The organism is Pseudaminobacter soli (ex Zhang et al. 2022) (assembly GCF_014595955.1).
Taxonomy (GTDB): Bacteria; Pseudomonadota; Alphaproteobacteria; order Rhizobiales; family Rhizobiaceae; genus Kumtagia; species Kumtagia pseudosoli.
Map to the genome: position 1 here is coordinate 163,061 of NZ_JABVCF010000007.1, position 18,238 is coordinate 181,298.

The following is an 18,238-nucleotide window of genomic DNA, read 5'->3' on the forward strand; positions in this document are numbered from 1 at the left end:
ATGGTTCGTTAACGACCATTGCCTAGTATTTGGACCGTGCAAGAGCTATCGGGGATGATGTCACGACGGGCCGGAAGCATGGCAGGCCTGCTCAGCCGCAGCTTTGCTGCGGCGCTGCTGCTTGCTGTCTCGACCGGCGCGAAGGCAACCGACGCACAGGATCCCGCGGGTGAGTTTGATCACACCCGAAGCGCCTACGAGGCCGTCACTCGAGAGGTCCAGCTTTCCGAGGAGCGGATCGGAAAGCTGTCCGCCGAGATCGCCGGCGTCAAGCGCGACCACGCTTCGATCACGGCGGCGTTGATCCAGGCGGCCAAGACCGAGAAGAAGCTGTCCGAGGACATAGACGACATCTCCGCCCGGCTGGATGTCCTGCAAGGCCAGCGGGACGCCATACGCGACTCCCTTGCGCAAAGGCGGGGCGTTCTTGCCGAAGTGCTCGCGGCGCTGCAGCGGATGGGGCTGAATCCTCCGCCGGCGATCCTGGTGAAACCGGAGGACGCGCTCTCTTCGGTTCGCAGCGCAATCCTGTTGGGCGCCGTCGTTCCCGAGCTGCGTGAGCAGACCGAGGTCCTGATGGCCGACATGGCCGAACTCTCGCGGGTGACGGGCTCGATCGAGGCCGAGAAGGGCCGTCTGGTGGCCTCCGTTGCCGAGCAACTCGCCGAGAAGAAGCGTCTCGCTTTGCTGCTGGAGGCCAAGAAGCAGTTCCAGGCGGAAACGGAAGCCGCACTGGCGCAGGAGCGCAAGCGCGCGGAGGAACTTGCCGCCAAGGCGGGCAGCCTGAAGGAACTGATCGCAACGCTGGAGGATCAGGCAGCCAAGGACCGCGCCGCGGCCGCGGCGGCGAAGCCCGCCGAAGAGACGGCGGACAAGCGCGAGGCGGAGATTGCCGCGCTGCCGGAGAACAACCGCGCCCTTGGCTCGCTGTCGTTCTCGGCTCTTCAGGGCCAACTGGCGCTGCCCGTCAACGGCAGGTTCAAGGGGCGATTCGGGCGCAAGGACGGTAACGGCGGCGTGATGCAGGGAGACACGCTTGCGACACAATCAGGAGCCATCGTCACGGCTCCTGCCGATGGAAATGTGCTCTATGCGGGGCCGTTCCGGTCATATGGACAACTCTTGATCCTCGACGCTGGCGATGGCTATCATGTCGTCCTGGCGGGAATGGGCAGAATCACTGTCGCGCTCGGCCGTTCCGTGATGGCAGGTGAGCCGGTAGGTGCGATGAGCGAGGCCAGGGCGGCGAGCAGCCAGGCTGGCACTGTGGCGAAAGGTCCGGAGCTCTATGTAGAGTTCCGAAAGGATGGAAAACCCGTCGATCCCTCACCCTGGTGGGCGGAACGTGTTGCTGGAAGGGCAGGAAATGGTTCGTAAATTGTCGCTTCTGTTTGCCGGCGCGCTGATGGGTGCGTCCGCCATGAGCCTGGTTTACAATTCCGGCGGCACGGCCGCCATTGCGGCGGGTTCCGACACCTACAAGCAACTCGCCATCTTCGGCGACATCTTCGAGCGCGTGCGCGCCCAGTATGTGACGCCCCCCGATGAGAAGTCGCTGGTCGAGAGTGCCATCAATGGCATGCTCACTTCGCTCGATCCGCATTCGTCCTACCTCAACCCGGATGCGGCCAAGGACATGCGCGTCCAGACGAAGGGCGAATTCGGCGGCCTCGGCATCGAGGTCACCATGGAGAATGAGTTGGTCAAGGTAATCACGCCGATCGACGACACCCCGGCGGCCAAGGCCGGTGTGCGCGCCGGCGACTACATCTCCAAGATCGACGGTACCGAAGTCCGCGGCATGACCCTCAACGAGGCAGTCGAGAAGATGCGCGGCCTCGTCAACACGCCGATCAAGCTGACGATCCTGCGCGAGGGCGCCGACAAGCCGATCGACCTCACCGTCGTCCGCGACGTGATCAAGGTGAAGGCGGTGAAGTTCCGCGTCGAGAACGACGTCGGCTACATGAAGGTGACCTCCTTCACCGAGAAGACCTACGACGATCTCGAGAACGCCATCGCCGCGATCAAGAAGGCGGTGCCGGACGACAAGCTGAAGGGCTATGTCCTCGACCTCAGGCTCAATCCCGGCGGCCTGCTCGATCAGGCGGTCAGCGTCTCCGACGCCTTCCTCGATCGTGGCGAGATCGTCTCCACACGCGGCCGCGATCCGAAGGACGTGACGCGCTTCGATGCGCGTCCCGGCGACGATGTCCAGGGCAAGCCGCTGATCGTGCTGGTCAACGGCGGCTCGGCGAGCGCCTCGGAAATCGTGGCCGGCGCGCTGCAGGACCATCGCCGTGCGACCGTTGTCGGCAGCCGGTCCTTCGGCAAGGGCTCCGTGCAGACCATCATACCGCTGGGCGAGAGCGGTGCGCTGCGCTTGACCACGGCGCTCTACTACACGCCCTCCGGCAAATCGATCCAGGGCAAGGGCATCACGCCGGACATCAAGGTCGAGCAGCCGCTGCCCGAGGACCTCAAGGGCGCCGACGTGTCGCGCGGCGAATCGGAGCTGAAGGGCCACATCAAGGGCGTGGAGGAGAACTCCGAGGGCTCGGGTTCGCCCGCCTATGTGCCGCCGGAGGCCAAGGACGACGTGCAGCTCAACTATGCGCTCGATCTGCTGCGCGGCGTGAAGACCGACCCGGCGTTCCCGCCGAGCCCGGACAAGGCCGTCCTCAACAACCAGTAACAGTGGCGAATGAGGCGGCGGAAACGCCGCCTCGAGCGGCAAAGCGTATCCGCCGATTCAGCGCGGCGGAATTTGCCTGAGTGGGGAAACGGGCAGAGGGGCAAGCCTTGTCGCTGAACGATAGGGAGATCGACCGGCCTCTCGGGCAGGGAACTAAGGGCCGCGGCTCTCGCAAGTTAAATCTCACTCTTAACTCGGTCCTTTCGACGGTCGTCGCGCTCGTCATACTCGGGAGCTCCACAGCTATCGCGCTGCGCGAAAGGCCGTTCCGCCATCCTGCTCCGGTCGCAGTGGCGACAGTCGAACCGGCCGAGAACGGGACGGAAAGCGACGCAACGTCGGCTCGAACTGTTGAGGCAGGTTCCAGCGACGCACCCGCAGAGGCCCCGTCCCAGCCTTCCGGCGGGCCAAGAATCCTGAAGGTGCAGCCGGGCGACAACCCCGGCCAGGGCGCCATCGTCATCCGCGATCCCTCGGCTCTCGGACAGAACCTCCGGGTCGCTCATCTCCCCGACCGCGACTTGATCGAGGAGAGTGATACCGGGCCGCTGCCGGTCCGCGCGGCCGACGGCCGGCGGCCGTTCGACGTCTATGCCCGGCCTTGGTCAGGGGCGCGCGGCGCTCGCGTCGCCATCGTTCTGGGCGGCCTGGCGATCTCCCAGACAGGCACGCAGGCAGCGATCGAGAAGCTGCCGGCAGAAATCACCCTGGCATTCTCCCCGCAGGGAAACAGCATCGATCGCTGGATGCAAGCGGCGCGCCGCAAGGGGCACGAGATCGTCATGCAGGTGCCGCTCGAGCCCTATGACTATCCGAACGTGGACCCCGGCAAAAACACGCTCACAACCGAAGCGTCCGCGCAGGAAAACGTCGGAAAGCTCAACTGGGCACTTTCGCGGACCACCAATTACACCGGCATCATGAACTTCATGGGCGCCCGCTTCTCCGCGGATGCCGAGGCCATGCAGCCTCTGTTCGCCGACCTCGGCAAGCGCGGCCTGCTCTACCTTGACGATGGCTCGTCGGCGCGCAGCGTCGCGCCGGAGCTGGCACTGAAGAACGGGGTGCCCTTCGCGGCCGCCGACGCGACGCTCGATGCCAATCGGGAACGCGGCGAGATCATGAAGAAGCTGGATGAGCTCGAGCGCACCGCGCGTGCCAAGGGCTTCGCAATCGGCATCGGCTCCGCCTTCGGCGAGACCGTCGATGCGGTCTCGGCCTGGGTGAGTGAGGCCAGGAAGCGCGGTATGGAGATCGTGCCGATCTCGGCGCTGGCGATCGATCCGGAGCGGTAGCAGGACATGTCCGGAGGCTTATGAACAGGTGCGTCCTTCGAGGCTTGCCCGCAGAGGTCTTTCGAAGCTCACAAACATCCCGGGGGCGAGCACCTCAGGATAAAGGAGGTTGGCGGCTGCAGTCGCCAATCACCACCGTCTGGCAGCGTGGCCCAAGCATGCACTCCCCCGACCCGATCTTCAGATGCGCGTATATCCGCGCCGGCATTGATGGTTAGCGTTGCTCGCACAACGGTCCTCATCCTGAGGAGCGAGCCTGCAGAGCGTTGGAATGGAGGGGGACACCTTGGCAGGCGAGCCTCGAAGGACGCACCAGATTCCCGCTCCAGGCCGGGGCGCTTGTCTTCGGGTTGCGGCGGCCGCCCCCAACCTCTATGCCGGGCCTATTTGAGCAGAGAGGTAGGCTGATGAAGGTTGTATCCACCGCGAAGTCCCATGGCGGCGTGCAGGGCGTCTATTCGCATGCGTCCGAAACAACCGCGTGCGACATGACCTTTGCGGTCTTCGTGCCGCCGCAGGCGAATGAGGGTCCCCGCCCCGTTCTCTGGTACCTCTCGGGGCTTACCTGCACCCATGCCAACGTCATGGAGAAAGGCGAGTACCGCCGGCTCGCCAGCGAACTCGGCCTCATCGTGATCTGCCCCGACACCAGCCCGCGGGGCGAGACTGTGCCGGACGAGAAGGACAACTGGCAGTTCGGCTGCGGGGCCGGCTTTTATCTCGACGCGACGCAGGAGCCCTTTAAGCGCAACTACCACATGTACAGCTATCTCACCGAGGAGTTGCCGGCGCTGATCGCCCGTGAGTTCCCGGCTGACATGAGCCGGCAGGGCATTTTTGGCCATTCGATGGGCGGGCACGGCGCGCTCACCATCGCGCTCAAGAACCCCGACCGCTTCCGGAGCTGCACCGCCTTCGCCCCGATCGTGGAGCCGATGACGGCCGGCTGGTCGCGCCCGGCGCTGGAAAAATATCTCGGGCCGGACGAGGCCGCGTGGCGCGCCTACGACGCCAGCGCGCTGATCGAGGACGGCCGTCGCTTTCCCGAATTCCTGGTTGACCAGGGCACGGCGGATGGTTTTCTGCAGGAGGGCCTGCGCCCGTGGCTGCTCGAGGAGGCCTGCCAAAAGGCCGGCATTCCGCTGACGCTCCGGATGCAGGAGGGCTACGACCACTCCTATTTCTTCATCTCCAGCTTCATGGACGACCATCTGCGCTGGCACGCCGAGCGGTTGGGGTGAGCGGTGACGTTTCCCTCCCCCTTGAGGGGAGGGACACCGCCGCTCACACCGGCCGATACACCTTCTCCGCCGTGTTCCAGAAAATGTCCGCCTCTGCCCGTCGGCCATGTCTCGCGGCGGCGCTCCTGTGCCCCGCAATCATGGAGGCATGGTCGGTCCAAAGCTTCTCGATCGGGAAGTTCGAGCCGAACATCAGACGCTCGCTGCCGAGGATCGCGATCGCGCTGTCGTAGATGAAGCCGATCAGCACCGGATCGTTGCGGTGCGCGAACGTGCCGAGCCCGGAGAGTTTTGCGTAGAGATTGGGTGCGGCGGCAAGCGTGGAGAGCCCTTCGCGCCAGCGCTCCACCGTATCGGCCCTCATGTCGGTCAGCATGCCGGTATGGGTCAGGACGAAATCGGTCCCCGGATTCTCGCCGACGAGCGCCAGTCCGTCCTTCATCTGGCCGGGGAAGAGTTGCAGGTCGAAGGAGAGGCCATAATCCTTCAGCCGGGCGACGTTCCTGCGCACCTTCGGGTCGATCACCTGGTCGGCCGAGGCGGCGAAGCGGAATTGCGGCGTCTCGTGCCAGTGGAACTGCATGCGCACGCCGCGCAGCAGCGGGTACTGCTTCAGCCGGTCGAACTGCGGGCGCACGTCGTCGGCCGTCATGTCGGCATAGCCGACGATCGCATGCGGCCAGCCGGTCTCCTCGGCCGTGCGCTGGACCCAGGCGACTTCTTTCTCAAAATCCTCCTTCGCCCAGTTGGTCTGCACATAGACGGTTTTCGTCACGCCCGAGCCGTTCTGGTCGGCCAAGAACTCCTCGATCGGATAGTCGCGGCGGATCGGCTCGTAGGGGCCGAAGATGCGCGGCACCATCGGGCCGGAGAGCCAAGGCAGGTCCTGCTGCCGCCAAATGTGGAAGTGCGAGTCGATCACTTTGCCGGTCATGACAGTTGCCTCCAGAGCGCCGCGGCAGCCGGAGCGGGGCGGGCGAGCGACAGGATGAACGCTGTGAGCCTTTCGATGGACGAGCCGTCGACCAGATCGTCCAGATAGGGCAGGACGGCCTTCAGCGCCGCCGTCCGAGGCCTGAAGCGCGGATCGCCGGCGAGCGGCGTGGCGAGCGACAGGCGAAATGCACAGGCCTTCAGCCGCCGGATCGCCGTCTCCATCTCGGCATGATCGCCGCGCTCCAGCCCGTCGGACAGAATGAGGATTGCCGCGTTCCGCGCAAAGCCGGCAAAGCGGGGCACTGACAGGAAGGCGAGCAGCGTCGGGCCGATGCGCGTACCGCCGTCCCAGTCCTCGACCAGGCTTGCCGCGCGGGCGAGAGCGCGGTCACGATCGCGCAGCCGCAGCGACGGCGTGATGCGCGTGAGCCGGGTGCCGAACGTAAAAATCTCGGCGCGGTCGGCGCCCTGCACGACCGCATGCGCAAGCTGAAGATAGTCCGCTGTATGGAGCCGCATCGAGCCGGAGACGTCGATCAGCAGCAGGATGTTGCGCTGCACGGTCTTGCGGCGGCGCAGCAGCGGCCAGGCCACGTCGCCGTCTGCCTGCACGATCTCGCGTAGCGAACGGCGCAGGTCGAACTGGCCGCGCGAGGTGGTGCGCATCCAGCGGAACGAGCGGCGGCAGGGCAGGGCAGAACCGAGCGCCCGTTGGAAAGAGGCGAGGGTGTCTATGCCCTCCTTGAAATCGCGAGTACTCAGCGCTTCGGCTGAGGAGGCAAGCTCGCCGCCTTCTTCCTTCTTGGTCAGGATGTCACGCTGCTCGCCGCCGCTGTCGTCCTTGACTGCAGTTTCCTCCTCGTCCGACGCCTCGACGATGCTCGCCACGTCTCCATAGAAATGTGCCCGGAACAGCGCCTCGAAGGCATCAAGATGGTCCGGCTCCGGTCCGAGCGCTGCATAGGCGGCCTGGCGGATGTCCTCCATCGAGCGGGGGCCGAGCAGCTGGACCGACTGCATGAATGCGATCGCCTGCTCCGGCGCCACAGTGAAGCCGTTCCGGCGCAGCAGCCGAGCGAAGGCAAGGAAGGGTGCAGCGGCGGGGGGTAGCCGTTCCTCTCCCCGCTTGCGGGGAGAGGATGCCGGCAGGCAGGTGAGGGGCATCGCTGGCTCCGGAGGCGGAGACTCCCGCCCCTCATCCCCCTGCCGGGACATTCTCCCCGCGGTCGGGGAGAAGGGGACGTCGCCAGCGCCTCGCCTCACCCCAGCGCCTCCTCGACAATCGCGTCAAGCTCGGGCGTGAGCGCCGAAAGATCCTCCTCGTCCTTGACGAGCACGCCGACGGCACGGCGGAAGGCGAGCGGCCAGGGGCTGCCGCCCTTCTCCAGCACGGTTGCGGCGTTTGCCCATTCGACCGCCTCCGAAATCCCCGGCGGCTTGGTGAGCGGCCGGGCGCGTACCGCCTGGACGGCCTTCGCCACGGCACGGGCCGTCTCCTCGGCGACGTCGCCGGCCCGCAGCATGATGATCGCCGCCTCGCGCGCCGCATCGGGGTAGCCGATCCAGTGATAGACGCAGCGCCTCCTGAGCGCCTCGGCGAGTTCGCGCGTGCGGTTGGAGGTGAGCACGACGATCGGCCGTGTTTGTGCGCGGATCGTGCCGCGCTCGGGGATGCTGATCTGGAAGTCGGACAGAAATTCGAGCAGCAGCGCCTCGAATTCGTGGTCGGAGCGGTCGATCTCGTCCACCAGTAGCAGGCTTTGCTCCGGCTCGCGCAGCACCTTGAGCAGCGGCCGCGCGATCAGAAAGCGATCGTCGTAGATGTCGACCTCGGTCTCGCCGGCCTGACGGATAGCCAGCAGCTGGCGCTGGTAGTTCCATTCGTAGAGGGCGTGAGCGGCGTCGATGCCCTCGTAGCATTGCAGCCGCACGACACTGCGGCTGAGCACCTCGGCGACGGCCTTGGCGGCCTCGGTCTTGCCCACTCCAGGTGCGCCTTCGAGCAGCAGTGGCTTGCCGAGACGGACGGCAAGAAAGATCGCGGTGGCGAGGCCGTCGTCGGCGAGATAGCGGGCCTCTGTGAGGCGGGAAGCGATGGCCTCGGGTGATGCGGCGATGGATTCGAGGGAGGTCATGAGGCGCAAGCAGCGCCGAATCCCCCTCCCCCTTGAGGGGAGGGGTAAGGGGTGGGGGTACCGGGGCGAAAATGTTGGATGGCCTTCGGCGGTAAGCCAGAGAACGGGAAGCGTTGGCGCATGACGCACCCCCGCCCCTTACCCCTCCCCTCAAGGGGGAGGGGATCATGAGCGCCGCGCCCTGACGCTGGACCGTGGGAAAAGGCCTCAATCAACGATGCTTCCTAGTGCGCCGCCCGCTGCTGCTTCAGCGCCCGTAAGATCCGCTCGGGCGTGATTGGCAGCGTGTCCACTCTCACCCCGACGGCATCGAAGATGGCGTTGGCGATCGCGGGGATCTGCGGGTTCGCCGCCATCTCGCCCGGCCCCTTGGCGCCGTATGGCCCGTCCGTCGCCGGGCGCTCCAGCACGATGGTCTCGGTCTCGGCAAGATCGCCCGGACCCGGCGTCAGATATTCGTTGAAATCGGTGCCGCCATGCTCGCGGCTGGGATAATAGGGCTCGGTGGTCTCGTAGAGGGCGTGGCTGATGCCCATCCACGAGCCGCCGACCAGTTGCTGCTCGACCATCCTCGGATTGAGCGCGCGGCCGATCTCGAAGACGTTCTTGACCGAGGTCACCGTCACCTCGCCCGTCTCGTCATCGACCTCCACATCGGCCACCGTACAGGCATGGGCGTAGCAGGTCGAGGGCTTCATCGCGCCGGTCTCCGTCTCCGGATAGGAGCGCGGGACGAGGAACATGCCACGGCCCGAGATGGAGAGGCCAAGCTTGAAATGCGCCGTCAACGCCGTGTCGAAGATCGAGATAGAGCGCTGCGGCGCGCCCTTCACGTGGATGTTGCCCTCGCCGTCGGTATCCAGGTCGGTGGCATTCACCTCCAGAGCCTCGGCCGCCACTTCCAGCATCACGTGGCGCGCTTCCCTGGCGGCCTGGATGATGGCGTTACCGATGCGGTGGGTGCCGCGCGAGGCAAAAGTGCCCATGCAGTGCGGGCCGGTGTCGGTATCGGCGGTGTCGATGATGACGCGCTCGGTCGGCACGCCGATAGTCTCGGCACAGATCTGCGCCATCACCTGCTTCAGCCCCTGGCCGAGATCGACGCTGGAGAGCGTCACCATGAAGTTGCCGGTCGGCGTCGAATGGACGAGCGCCTGGCTGGGATCGCCGCCGAGGTTCATGCCGGTCGGATAGTTGACTGCCGCCACGCCGCGGCCGCGCCGGATCGCCATCTCAACCCTCCCCGCGCGAAGACATGTCGTAGAACCGCTTAGCGACCGGCCAGCTTGCGGCGCGCGAGGCCTCCTGCATGCACTCGATCAGCGCCGCGCCCTCGGTCACCTGCCGATGCGCCTTCATGTCGCCGTCGCGATAGGCGTTGATGAAGCGGAACTCGAGCGGGTCCATGGCGATCAGCCGCGCCAGCTTGTCCATCTGCACCTCCAGCGCGAAGTCGGCGATGGTGACCCCGAAGCCGCGCATGGCCGAGGATGGCGTACGGTTGGTGTAGACGCAGTAGGTATCGATCCAGACGTTCGGCACCGTGTAGGGGCCGGGATAGTGCGCCGCGCCCTTCTGCGCGCCATAGGGCGAATGGCGCGAATAGGCGCCGGCGTCGGTGTAGCCGGTCACCTTGCGGGCTACGAGGCGACCGTCCTTCGTCACCCCGTCCTTGATGACGATCTTCTCGGCGGCACGCGGCGAGGAAATCTGCATCTCCTCGTAGCGGCTGTAGACGAAGGAGACCGGGCGGCCGGTCAGCTTGGCGGCAAGGATGGCGATCGGTTCAACGATCACGTCCACCTTGCCGCCGAAGCCCCCGCCCACCGTACCGCCGACTAGATGCAACTGATGGCCCGGCATCTGCAGGATGATCGACGTGTTATCGAGGGTGAAGAACATCGCCTGCGTGTTGGTGTAGCAGGTGAAGCGGTCGTTGCCTTCCGGCACCACGACGCAGCCGGTGGTTTCGGCCGGCGCATGCTCGATCGGCGAGGAGCGGTAGGTCTCCTCCAGGATGAAATCGGCCTCGGCGAACCCTGCTTCCACGTCGCCGAAGCGAACTTTTCGACACTCGCCGCTGTCGTAGAGATAGTAGTTCTGACCGTGATATTCGTTGACGACCGGGGCGCCGGGCTTCAGCGCCTCGTCCATGTCGAAGACGGCCGGCAGCACCTCGTAGTCGACCTTGACCTTCGCCGCCGCCTCGTTCGCGGCACGCTCGGAGTCGGCGACGACGGCCACCACCGCCTCGCCCTTCCAGCGCACCTTGTCCTCGGCCAGAACCTGCTCGTCCTCGGGGCCGATCTGGATCAGGATCAGGATGGTGTAGACGTTGTGCGGCACATCCCTGGCGGTGAGGATTTTCACTACGCCGGGGTGCTTCTCGGCCTCGGAGGTGTCGATGCCGCGGATGCGGGCGTGGTGATGCGGGCTGCGCACCATTTTCAGATGGAGCATGCCCGGGATCGACCGGTCGGCGAAGTATTTTGTCTTGCCCGTAACGTGGCCTGGAAGGTCGGCGCGGGGAAGGCCCCGGCCGATCTCGTGAAGACCGTCCGCTCGTTCGTCGGCGAAATAGTCCTTGGCGAGTTTCATGCGGCTCTCCTCAGGCGACCCGCTGTGAATTGCCCTGAGCCGCAGCCATCACCGCTTGGATGATCGGCTCGTAACCGGTGCAGCGGCAGATGTTGCCCGAGATCGCCTCCACAACGTCCTCGCGCGTCGGATCGGGGTTGCGATCGAGCAGCGCCTTGGCGGCCATGATCATGCCCGGCGTGCAGAAGCCGCACTGGGCGGCGAAATGGTCGAGGAAGGCGCGCTGCAGCGGATGCAGCACCCCGTCGGCCGCGAGGCCGCCTGTCGTCTGGACCGACGCGTTCCCGCAGGTCTCGGCCAGCACGAGGCAGGAGAGTTTCAGTTCGCCGTCTATGATCACGGAGCAGGCGCCGCAGGTGCCCTGATGGCAGCCGCCCTTCGGCGAGGTGTCACCGATCTTGTCGCGCAACAGGGTGAGCAGCGACGTGCCGCTCTCGACGAACTCGGCTTTCTCCTCTCCGTTCAGCGCGAACTGGACCGGAACTTTTGGCATGATCTTCCTCCAGGTCCTTGGCGCTTCAGTACAGAAGCAGGCGACGCAGATGGACGGGCAGCACCTCGGCGCGATACCAGGCGCTCGCGACCGGATCGGTGACCGGATGCGTACCTTCTCCTGCAACTGCGAGTGCAGCCGCAATTCCCTGTTCGGTCCGCCGGCTGCCGACCAGCGCCCGCTCTGCGGCGTGGGCCCGGATCGGCCGGTCCGCCATGCAGCCCAGCGCGATGCGAGCGGAGCGGATGGTGCCGTCGGGGTCCTCCTCGATGACGGCCGCGATGCTCAGAACCGACGTGCCCTTCGGCTTCACCCTGGAAACTTTTCGGAACCGGAAGCCCCCTTCCGATGGCAAGGCGAAGCTGACGGCCGTGACGATGCTGCCCTTCGCAAGCGCGCCCCTCGTCTCAAGGAAGCGCTCCATCGGCATGTCCTTGCGGGCATCCACCTTTGCATCCAGTGCCAGAAGCGCCACGGCGAAGTCGCCGTAGGGAGCGGGTGCGAACAGATTGCCGCCGACCGTCGCCATGTTGCGCACGGCGGGTCCGCCTACGGCCATGGCGGCAGGCGCGAGGAAGGCGATGCCGGGATTGGCCGCGACGCGCGCCATCGTCACGGAAGCGCCGATGCGTGCTCGACCTTCGGACAGCTCGATCCGGGACAACTGCGGGTCGGTGATACGTACCAGAGAATGGACCGAGACGTCGCCTTCGTTGACGGCGCGCACGGCGAGCGTGCCGCCGCCGAGATAGCGCGCGCCCGGTTCGCTGAGCGCCGCACCGGCCTCGTTCACCGTGGCGAAACTCCGCAGCACCAGGCCCATCACCGCCTCCCGTCAGCCTTCGCCGGAAAACCGCTTCTTCAGGGCGTTGAAGCCGCCCTGGAAGACATTCTCGCCCATACCCTTGGCGACCGCCTCCGCCTGGTCGGCCGGCGCATCGAAGGTGGCGGTCCATTCCGCATAGGTGCGGTTGCCGTCCGTGAGCCGCCTTAGTTGCAGCGTGGCGCTGTGGTTGGAGATCGGCTGCGGCGTCTCGATGATCGAATAGCTGACGAGGAAATTCTCGTCCGAGAAGTCGAGCAGCCGTTCGCGGATGGTCGCGCCTGTGGCGACCTTGAAGTTGCGCACGCAGCCGATTTCGCTGGCTCCCTTACCATCCTCGATGTGGCTTTCGACCATGCGAGGATGCCAGGAAGGCAGGCCGTTATAGTCGCGGATCGCGCTCCAGACATTCTCGACCGGGGCATCGATGACGCTGGAGACAGTCACTGTCGGCATTGAGCGGGTTCCTCCTCCCGGGTTCGGCAGGAGTTACCCTAGGCGAGGTCGGGGCAAGCCGCTTATCAATCCGTCTGGAGCGCTTATCGATGCGTCTGAAAATGAGCACTCGCGATTGCTAAGCCGTCGCCCTTGCCGCCTCGCGGTAAAGCGTCGGCGGCACGCCGGCATGGTCGCGGAAGAAGCGGGAAAAGTTGCCCTGGGTGGTGAAGCCAAGGTTGCCGGCGACCGAGGTCAGCGGCTCCTCTGACCATTGCAGTTGCCGGAGCGCCTCCTCCATGCGCAGCGTGTTCCAGTAGACGTTCGGCGTGAGGTTGGTCTGCTCCTTGAACAGCGCGAAGAAGTGCGGGCGCGAGAGGCCGATGCTGCGCGCCAGTTCGTCGAAGCAGATGCGCTCCGCCACCCTCTCCTTCATGATCTCGATGGCTTTTCGGACACGGTAGTCCGGGACGGCGCCGGTTCGCCGGACGGCACATTCGCGCGGCATCGTCACATCGGCGGCTTCGATCAGGCTGTCGATCAGCCGCTCGATCTCGTAGGAAACGAGCGGATCGTCTTCATAGCCCTCGCAGACGTCGAGTAGACCGGCTGAGGCACGGTAGAGCCATGGTTCGAGGCGGATCTCGGGAGTGGGGAATATCGGCATTTGCGCAGCAAGGCCGTGGCGGACGCGCACCCAGAGGGGATCGATATAGAAGGCGAGGAAGCGGCCCGGCCCGGCCGATCCCGAAAGATCATGGCTGTGAGGCTGGAGCGGATTGATGCCCGCCGCAGTAAGGGGACCAAGCTTCACCCTCTCGGAGCCGATCGTCATCTCGCCGGCAGTGCCGTCAAGCCAGACGATGATGTGCGGCTCGGCATGGGCATGGGTCACCAGGTTCGTTGCAACCGTCAGCACCGAGACGTGCCCGAACGCGCCCCGCAAGAGCCTGATCGAGTTCGCCATTGTTCCTCCCCAGGGCCCGTTTCCTCCGAATGCGTGGCCTGTGGCGGAAATCTTCCTACCGCCGTTCCCTATCGTCAAGTGACTGGTCAGACCAGGATGGCGGCCTCCGGTTCTCCTTACGCTTTGCAGAGCCCTTGTCGGCCTGGTCATCAGACACAATTCGGAGGCACCTGAATAACGGCGGACATGAAGAGTGATCGGCCGGCCGCGCCGTCCCGCTTCACATGTTGGAACGACCCTTTCACGGCCGCGTTACCCGAGCATCCCCACTGCGAGTAGTGCCCGAGCGCTTCTCTCGCATTGCGGGCGAAGTAACCATGGCATACTCAACGGAGGCCAATATGAAGTCGCATCTTTCGAGCGCCCTTGCCGGCATTCTTCTCGTCGCCGGTGTTGGCATCGCTGCCGCTCAGGACGTGATCATCGCTCCCGAGCAGGAGACTGTCATCCGCGAATACGTCCAGAAGAAGCCGCTCGCCTCGGTCAATCTGCCGGGCGTCGAACTGAACATCGGCTCCACCGTTCCCGACACGGTTGAACTGCACGCCGTCGAGGTGCCGGATGTGTCGTATCAGTATGTCGTGGTCGACGGCCGCACTGTGCTGGTCGATCCAGGCACCCGCAAGATCGTCCACATCATGCAGTGACATCTCCGGCTGAGCCGGAACTTTGCCGCCCGGGTGCGTTGCGCCCGGGCGGTTTCGTTTCGGCGTTACCGGAACTCGAACGCATCATGGGGCCAGCTTCCGCCTGCCTAGCCCCTTGCCCGCCCCTCCTGTACACAGCTTAGGCACTGCAGATGCCGATCGGGTCCAGCCGACACTCAGGCGATCGCAGCGGAGCGGAGGGCGCATGAACTGGGACGATGTGCGGGTATTCCTGGCGGTCGCCCGCGCCGGCCAGATTCTCGGGGCGGCGAAGCGGCTGGAGCTCAACCACACCACGGTCTCCCGCCGCATCGCCGCGCTGGAGGATGCACTGGGCGCAAAACTGTTTCGCCGGCTGACCACCGGTAGCGAGTTGACGCCGGCCGGCGAGCGCTTCCTCGCGATCGCAGAGCGCATGGAAGCCGACATGATCGCCGCGCGGGCGGAAGTTGCGGGCGAGGGCGATGCAGTATCGGGAACCGTCAGGATCGGCGCTCCCGACGGTTTCGGCGTGGCCTTCCTGGCGCCGCGGCTCGGCGCGCTTGCAGCACTGCACCCCGAACTGAAGATCCAACTGGTTCCGGTGCCGCGCTCCTTCTCGCTTTCGAGGCGCGAGGCGGACATCGCCATCACCACCGAGCGTCCGACCGAGGGCCGCCTCGTCGCGGTGAAACTAGTGGACTATACGCTCGGCCTGTTCGCCTCGCGCGCCTATCTCGAGGCTCATGGCGAGCCGCGCAGCGTGGAAGAGCTCAGTTCCCACAGGCTCGTTGGCTATGTGCCCGACCTGGTCGTCTATCCATCGCTCGACTATTCGGCCGAGATCGACACCGGCTGGGATCCGGGCTTCATGATCTCTTCTTCGCTCGGCCAGGCGGAAGCCGTCCGCTCCGGCGCGGGGATCGGCATTCTTCACACCTTCATAGCCCGCGCGATGCCGGACATCGTGCCCGTCCCGGTCGCCGAGCCCATCCGCCGGGCCTACTGGCTGGTCTATCACGAATCGATGCGCGGCCTCTCGCGCATCCAGGCAGTCGCGACGTTCATCTCGGGGGCGGTGGAGAAGGAGCGCAGCCTGTTCACGTGATCCGTCCGGCGGGGCGGTAGGTGAGTCAGGAATTGACAGCAGGTCGCCTTCACGATCACGCGATTGCGAGCAGCCCGTCTTGCCGCATCGGCCACGCGATCATAGGCTCTTGCCGCTGACACTTTGACCGCTCGCTCGTGGTCCACGGTGCCATCGGCGGGACACCTCCATTCTGGGAGATCACCAATGGTCGCTTTCACCTTGAACGGCGAGGCCCGAACTTTGGATGTCGAAGCGGAGATGCCCTTGCTCTGGGCCATCCGCGACATCGTAGGGCTAACCGGGACCAAGTTCGGCTGCGGAATGGCGCAGTGCGGTGCCTGCACCGTGCACATCGACGGTACGCCGACCCGCTCCTGCCAGACCCTGGTCGGGGATGTCGAAGGGGCCAACATCACAACCATCGAGGGGATTTCGGGGAAGGTGGCCGAGACCGTCCAGGCAGTCTGGGCCGAGTTGGACGTGCCGCAATGCGGCTATTGCCAGTCGGGGCAAATCATGTCCGCAACCGCCCTGTTGACCGAAACGCCTAAGCCTACGGATGAAAACATCAATTCGGCGATGAGCGGCAATCTCTGCCGCTGTGCAACCTACCACCGCATCCGCGCGGCGATTCACGAAGCCGCCCACCGGCTGGAGGCCTGACATGTTGCAGTTCCGTTTCGACACTAGAGACCTCAAGCCGACCCGCCGTGACTTCCTCCTTGGTTCGGCGGCAACGGCCGCGGGACTGGTTGTCGGCTATCGGCTGATGATGGCCGCCCCGGCCATGGCACAGGAGACGGCGGGTGAAGCAGCCGCCAATCCGTTCCAGGCCTATGTCGAGATCACGCCGGAGAACCGGATCCTCATCCACTCCTCGCAATTCGAGATGGGGCAGGGCTCCTATTTCGGCATCGCCACGCTGGTCATGGAGGAACTCGACGGCGACTGGGGCCAAGTCGACGTCGTCGGCGCCTCGGGCAACACGAAGCTCTACGGCAATCTCGCCTGGGGCGGCGCCTTCCAGGGCACCGGCGGATCGACCTCGATGACCTCGTCCTGGGAGCGCTATCGCAAGGCCGGCGCCGCCGCCCGCGGCATGCTGGTCGCGGCGGCGGCCAGAAAGTGGGACGTGCCGGCCGGCGAGATCACGGTAAAATCAGGTGTCCTTTCGCACGGTTCAGACAAGCTCGCCACCTTCGGCGAACTCGCCGCGGACGCCACCGCAATCCCGGTACCGACTGACGTGCAGCTCAAGCAGCGCGAGCAGTGGACGCAGATCGGATCCGACCAACTCAAGCGCTACGATTCGGCTGGCAAGACGAACGGCACCCAAGGCTACACGATAGACGTCAAGCTGGACGGGCTGTTGACGGCGGTAATGATCCATCCGCCGAAGTTCGGCGCGACGGTCGGCAGCTTCGATGCGGGAAAGGCGAAGGCCCTCAAGGGCGTAGCCGACGTGGTGCAGACGCCGCGCGGCGTGGCGGTGGTCGCCGACAATATGTGGACGGCGCTGAAGGCGCGGGACCTCGTCACGGTGATCTGGGACGAGTCGAAGGCCGAGAGCCGCGGCTCGACCGACCTGCTGGCCGAGTACAACCGGCTGGCGGACGGCCCGGGCGCCGCGACGGCCCGTAACGACGGCGATGCCGCTGCCGCCCTCGCTTCGGCCGCCAAGGTGGTCGAGGCCCGCTACGAATTCCCCTATCTGGCACATGCGTCGATAGAGCCGCTCAACGCCGCCGCCCGCATCAATGCCGACGGCACGGTGGAGGTCTGGGGCGGACACCAGATGCCGGACGTCTACCAGATGGCGGCCGCACAGGTGGCCGGTACGACCCCGGACAAGGTGCGGCTGCACGTTCTGAAGAGCGGCGGCAGTTTCGGGCGACGCGCCGTCGCGGATGCGGACCTGGTGGTCGAAGCGGTTGCCGTCGCCAAGGCGCTCGGGCCGGGCAAGCCGGTCAAGGTGCAGTGGACGCGCGAGAACGACATGCGCGGCGGCCGCTACCGGCCAGCCTATGTGCATGCGATGAAGGCCGGCCTCGACAAGGACGGCAAGCTTGTCGCGCTTTACGACCACATCGTCGGCCAGTCGATCATGGGCGGCTCGCCGATGGAGGCGATGGTCAAGGACGGGGTCGACCCGACCTCCGTGGAGGGCGCCGCGAACCTGCCATACGCGATCCCGAACGTGAAGGTGGAACTGACCACGACCAAGGTCGGCATCCCGGTCCTTTGGTGGCGGTCGGTCGGCTCGACCCACACCGCCTATGCGGTCGAGACTTTTATCGACGAGCTTGCCGCAGCAGCGGGGCGCGATCCGGTCGAGTTCCGCCTGTCCTTGCTCGATGCGCATCCGCGCCATGCGGCGGTGCTGCGGCTGGCGGCCGAGAAGGCGGACTGGGGCAAGCCCCTGCCACAGGGTCGCTTCCGCGGCGTCGCCCTGCACGAGAGCTTTTTTACCTACGTGGCCGAGGTGGTCGAGATCACCATGAAGGGCGACAACGATTTTTCCGTCGATCGCGTGGTCTGCGCCGTCGATTGCGGCACGCCGATCAACCCGGACCAGATCCGGGCACAGATGGAAGGTGGCATCGGCTTCGGCCTCGGCGCCATCCTGCAGGAGGAGCTGACGCTCACCGGCGGTGTGGTGGACCAGGAGAACTACGACACCTATACGCCGCTGCGGATCGACCAGATGCCGAAGGTCGAGGTCCACATCGTGCCTTCGACCGAGCCGCCGACCGGCGTCGGCGAGCCGGGCGTGCCGCCGATCGGGCCGGCAGTCGCCAACGCGCTGCGCGCCGCGACCGGGCAGACGGTGCGCAAGCTGCCGATCCTCAAGAACCTGTCGGTGTGAGCCGGCTTGCCCTCCCTTTGAGTGACTTCGAGAGGGAG

At 65.7% G+C, this 18,238-nt stretch carries 17 protein-coding genes; 8 read left to right on the forward strand and 9 right to left on the reverse strand.

The window, feature by feature from the left end; translation table 11 throughout:
- Positions 1-18 precede the first annotated feature (18 nt).
- The 4 genes from HUI96_RS14620 to fghA all read left to right on the forward strand — a co-directional run bounded on the left by HUI96_RS14620 (position 19) and on the right by fghA (position 5,231).
- Positions 19-1,377: a murein hydrolase activator EnvC family protein gene (locus tag HUI96_RS14620; RefSeq protein WP_425299221.1), complete on the forward strand. Its 1,359-nt coding sequence runs from the start codon at positions 19-21 to the stop codon at positions 1,375-1,377.
- Positions 1,367-2,695, forward strand: a complete 1,329-nt coding sequence (locus tag HUI96_RS14625) for a S41 family peptidase (protein ID WP_188255398.1) — start codon at positions 1,367-1,369, stop codon at positions 2,693-2,695. The genes HUI96_RS14620 and HUI96_RS14625 overlap by 11 nt, the downstream gene beginning before the upstream one ends.
- Positions 2,696-2,802: 107 nt before the next feature.
- The gene (locus HUI96_RS14630; RefSeq protein WP_188255399.1) at positions 2,803-3,990 is read left to right on the forward strand and encodes a divergent polysaccharide deacetylase family protein; all 1,188 of its coding nucleotides are present in this window, start codon (positions 2,803-2,805) and stop codon (positions 3,988-3,990) included.
- Between the two features lie 407 nt (positions 3,991-4,397).
- On the forward strand, positions 4,398-5,231 hold the full coding sequence (fghA, locus tag HUI96_RS14635) for an S-formylglutathione hydrolase (protein ID WP_188255400.1): 834 nt from the start codon (positions 4,398-4,400) through the stop codon (positions 5,229-5,231).
- A gap of 43 nt (positions 5,232-5,274) precedes the next feature.
- Here fghA and HUI96_RS14640 read toward each other — a convergent pair whose 3' ends face one another.
- From HUI96_RS14640 to HUI96_RS14680, 9 genes are all read right to left on the reverse strand, one after another.
- Complete coding sequence (locus HUI96_RS14640) at positions 5,275-6,165, reverse strand: amidohydrolase family protein (RefSeq protein ID WP_188255401.1); 891 nt, start codon at positions 6,163-6,165, stop codon at positions 5,275-5,277.
- Complete coding sequence (locus tag HUI96_RS14645; protein WP_188255402.1) at positions 6,162-7,331, reverse strand: vWA domain-containing protein; 1,170 nt, start codon at positions 7,329-7,331, stop codon at positions 6,162-6,164. Before HUI96_RS14645 ends, HUI96_RS14640 begins: the two co-directional genes overlap by 4 nt.
- A 95-nt stretch (positions 7,332-7,426) precedes the next feature.
- Entirely contained in the window at positions 7,427-8,302 is an 876-nt protein-coding gene (locus HUI96_RS14650) for an AAA family ATPase (RefSeq protein ID WP_188255403.1), read from the reverse strand.
- A gap of 224 nt (positions 8,303-8,526) precedes the next feature.
- Positions 8,527-9,534 carry a xanthine dehydrogenase family protein molybdopterin-binding subunit gene (locus HUI96_RS29895; RefSeq protein ID WP_188255404.1) on the reverse strand — a complete coding sequence of 336 codons (1,008 nt, stop codon included), beginning with the start codon at positions 9,532-9,534 and terminating at the stop codon, positions 8,527-8,529.
- Between the two features lies 1 nt (position 9,535).
- Positions 9,536-10,900: a xanthine dehydrogenase family protein molybdopterin-binding subunit gene (locus HUI96_RS29900; protein ID WP_188255405.1), complete on the reverse strand. Its 1,365-nt coding sequence runs from the start codon at positions 10,898-10,900 to the stop codon at positions 9,536-9,538.
- A gap of 10 nt (positions 10,901-10,910) precedes the next feature.
- Positions 10,911-11,393, reverse strand: a complete 483-nt coding sequence (locus HUI96_RS14665) for a (2Fe-2S)-binding protein (protein ID WP_188255406.1) — start codon at positions 11,391-11,393, stop codon at positions 10,911-10,913.
- A 25-nt stretch (positions 11,394-11,418) separates the two neighbouring features.
- The gene (locus HUI96_RS14670; RefSeq protein WP_188255407.1) at positions 11,419-12,216 is read right to left on the reverse strand and encodes an FAD binding domain-containing protein; all 798 of its coding nucleotides are present in this window, start codon (positions 12,214-12,216) and stop codon (positions 11,419-11,421) included.
- A gap of 12 nt (positions 12,217-12,228) precedes the next feature.
- Positions 12,229-12,672 carry an SRPBCC family protein gene (locus HUI96_RS14675; protein WP_188255408.1) on the reverse strand — a complete coding sequence of 148 codons (444 nt, stop codon included), beginning with the start codon at positions 12,670-12,672 and terminating at the stop codon, positions 12,229-12,231.
- 118 nt (positions 12,673-12,790) lie between these two features.
- The gene (locus HUI96_RS14680) at positions 12,791-13,618 is read right to left on the reverse strand and encodes a helix-turn-helix domain-containing protein (protein ID WP_188255409.1); all 828 of its coding nucleotides are present in this window, start codon (positions 13,616-13,618) and stop codon (positions 12,791-12,793) included.
- A 341-nt stretch (positions 13,619-13,959) separates the two neighbouring features.
- Here HUI96_RS14680 and HUI96_RS14685 point away from each other — a divergent pair, with 341 nt between their 5' ends.
- The 4 genes from HUI96_RS14685 (at position 13,960) to HUI96_RS14700 (ending at position 18,200) form a co-directional block, all read left to right on the forward strand.
- Entirely contained in the window at positions 13,960-14,265 is a 306-nt protein-coding gene (locus HUI96_RS14685) for a DUF1236 domain-containing protein (protein ID WP_188255410.1), read from the forward strand.
- Between the two features lie 205 nt (positions 14,266-14,470).
- Positions 14,471-15,352, forward strand: coding sequence for a LysR family transcriptional regulator (locus HUI96_RS14690; protein WP_188255411.1), 882 nt, complete (start codon positions 14,471-14,473; stop codon positions 15,350-15,352).
- Between the two features lie 186 nt (positions 15,353-15,538).
- On the forward strand, positions 15,539-15,997 hold the full coding sequence (locus tag HUI96_RS14695; RefSeq protein WP_188255412.1) for a (2Fe-2S)-binding protein: 459 nt from the start codon (positions 15,539-15,541) through the stop codon (positions 15,995-15,997).
- A 1-nt stretch (position 15,998) separates the two neighbouring features.
- Positions 15,999-18,200 carry a xanthine dehydrogenase family protein molybdopterin-binding subunit gene (locus HUI96_RS14700; RefSeq protein ID WP_188255413.1) on the forward strand — a complete coding sequence of 734 codons (2,202 nt, stop codon included), beginning with the start codon at positions 15,999-16,001 and terminating at the stop codon, positions 18,198-18,200.
- Positions 18,201-18,238: the final 38 nt, after the last annotated feature.

What these genes read in the sequence shown, in the direction of transcription:
- HUI96_RS14625 (WP_188255398.1), top strand. Translation starts at nt 1,367, where the DNA reads ATGGTTCGTAAATTGTCGCTTCTGTTTGCCGGCGCGCTGATGGGTGCG.
- fghA (WP_188255400.1), top strand. Translation starts at nt 4,398, where the DNA reads ATGAAGGTTGTATCCACCGCGAAGTCCCATGGCGGCGTGCAGGGCGTC.
- HUI96_RS14640 (WP_188255401.1), bottom strand. Translation starts at nt 6,165, where the DNA reads ATGACCGGCAAAGTGATCGACTCGCACTTCCACATTTGGCGGCAGCAG.
- HUI96_RS14645 (WP_188255402.1), bottom strand. Translation starts at nt 7,331, where the DNA reads ATGCCCCTCACCTGCCTGCCGGCATCCTCTCCCCGCAAGCGGGGAGAG.
- HUI96_RS14650 (WP_188255403.1), bottom strand. Translation starts at nt 8,302, where the DNA reads ATGACCTCCCTCGAATCCATCGCCGCATCACCCGAGGCCATCGCTTCC.
- HUI96_RS29895 (WP_188255404.1), bottom strand. Translation starts at nt 9,534, where the DNA reads ATGGCGATCCGGCGCGGCCGCGGCGTGGCGGCAGTCAACTATCCGACC.
- HUI96_RS29900 (WP_188255405.1), bottom strand. Translation starts at nt 10,900, where the DNA reads ATGAAACTCGCCAAGGACTATTTCGCCGACGAACGAGCGGACGGTCTT.
- HUI96_RS14665 (WP_188255406.1), bottom strand. Translation starts at nt 11,393, where the DNA reads ATGCCAAAAGTTCCGGTCCAGTTCGCGCTGAACGGAGAGGAGAAAGCC.
- HUI96_RS14670 (WP_188255407.1), bottom strand. Translation starts at nt 12,216, where the DNA reads ATGGGCCTGGTGCTGCGGAGTTTCGCCACGGTGAACGAGGCCGGTGCG.
- HUI96_RS14675 (WP_188255408.1), bottom strand. Translation starts at nt 12,672, where the DNA reads ATGCCGACAGTGACTGTCTCCAGCGTCATCGATGCCCCGGTCGAGAAT.
- HUI96_RS14680 (WP_188255409.1), bottom strand. Translation starts at nt 13,618, where the DNA reads ATGGCGAACTCGATCAGGCTCTTGCGGGGCGCGTTCGGGCACGTCTCG.
- HUI96_RS14685 (WP_188255410.1), top strand. Translation starts at nt 13,960, where the DNA reads ATGAAGTCGCATCTTTCGAGCGCCCTTGCCGGCATTCTTCTCGTCGCC.
- HUI96_RS14690 (WP_188255411.1), top strand. Translation starts at nt 14,471, where the DNA reads ATGAACTGGGACGATGTGCGGGTATTCCTGGCGGTCGCCCGCGCCGGC.
- HUI96_RS14695 (WP_188255412.1), top strand. Translation starts at nt 15,539, where the DNA reads ATGGTCGCTTTCACCTTGAACGGCGAGGCCCGAACTTTGGATGTCGAA.
- HUI96_RS14700 (WP_188255413.1), top strand. Translation starts at nt 15,999, where the DNA reads ATGTTGCAGTTCCGTTTCGACACTAGAGACCTCAAGCCGACCCGCCGT.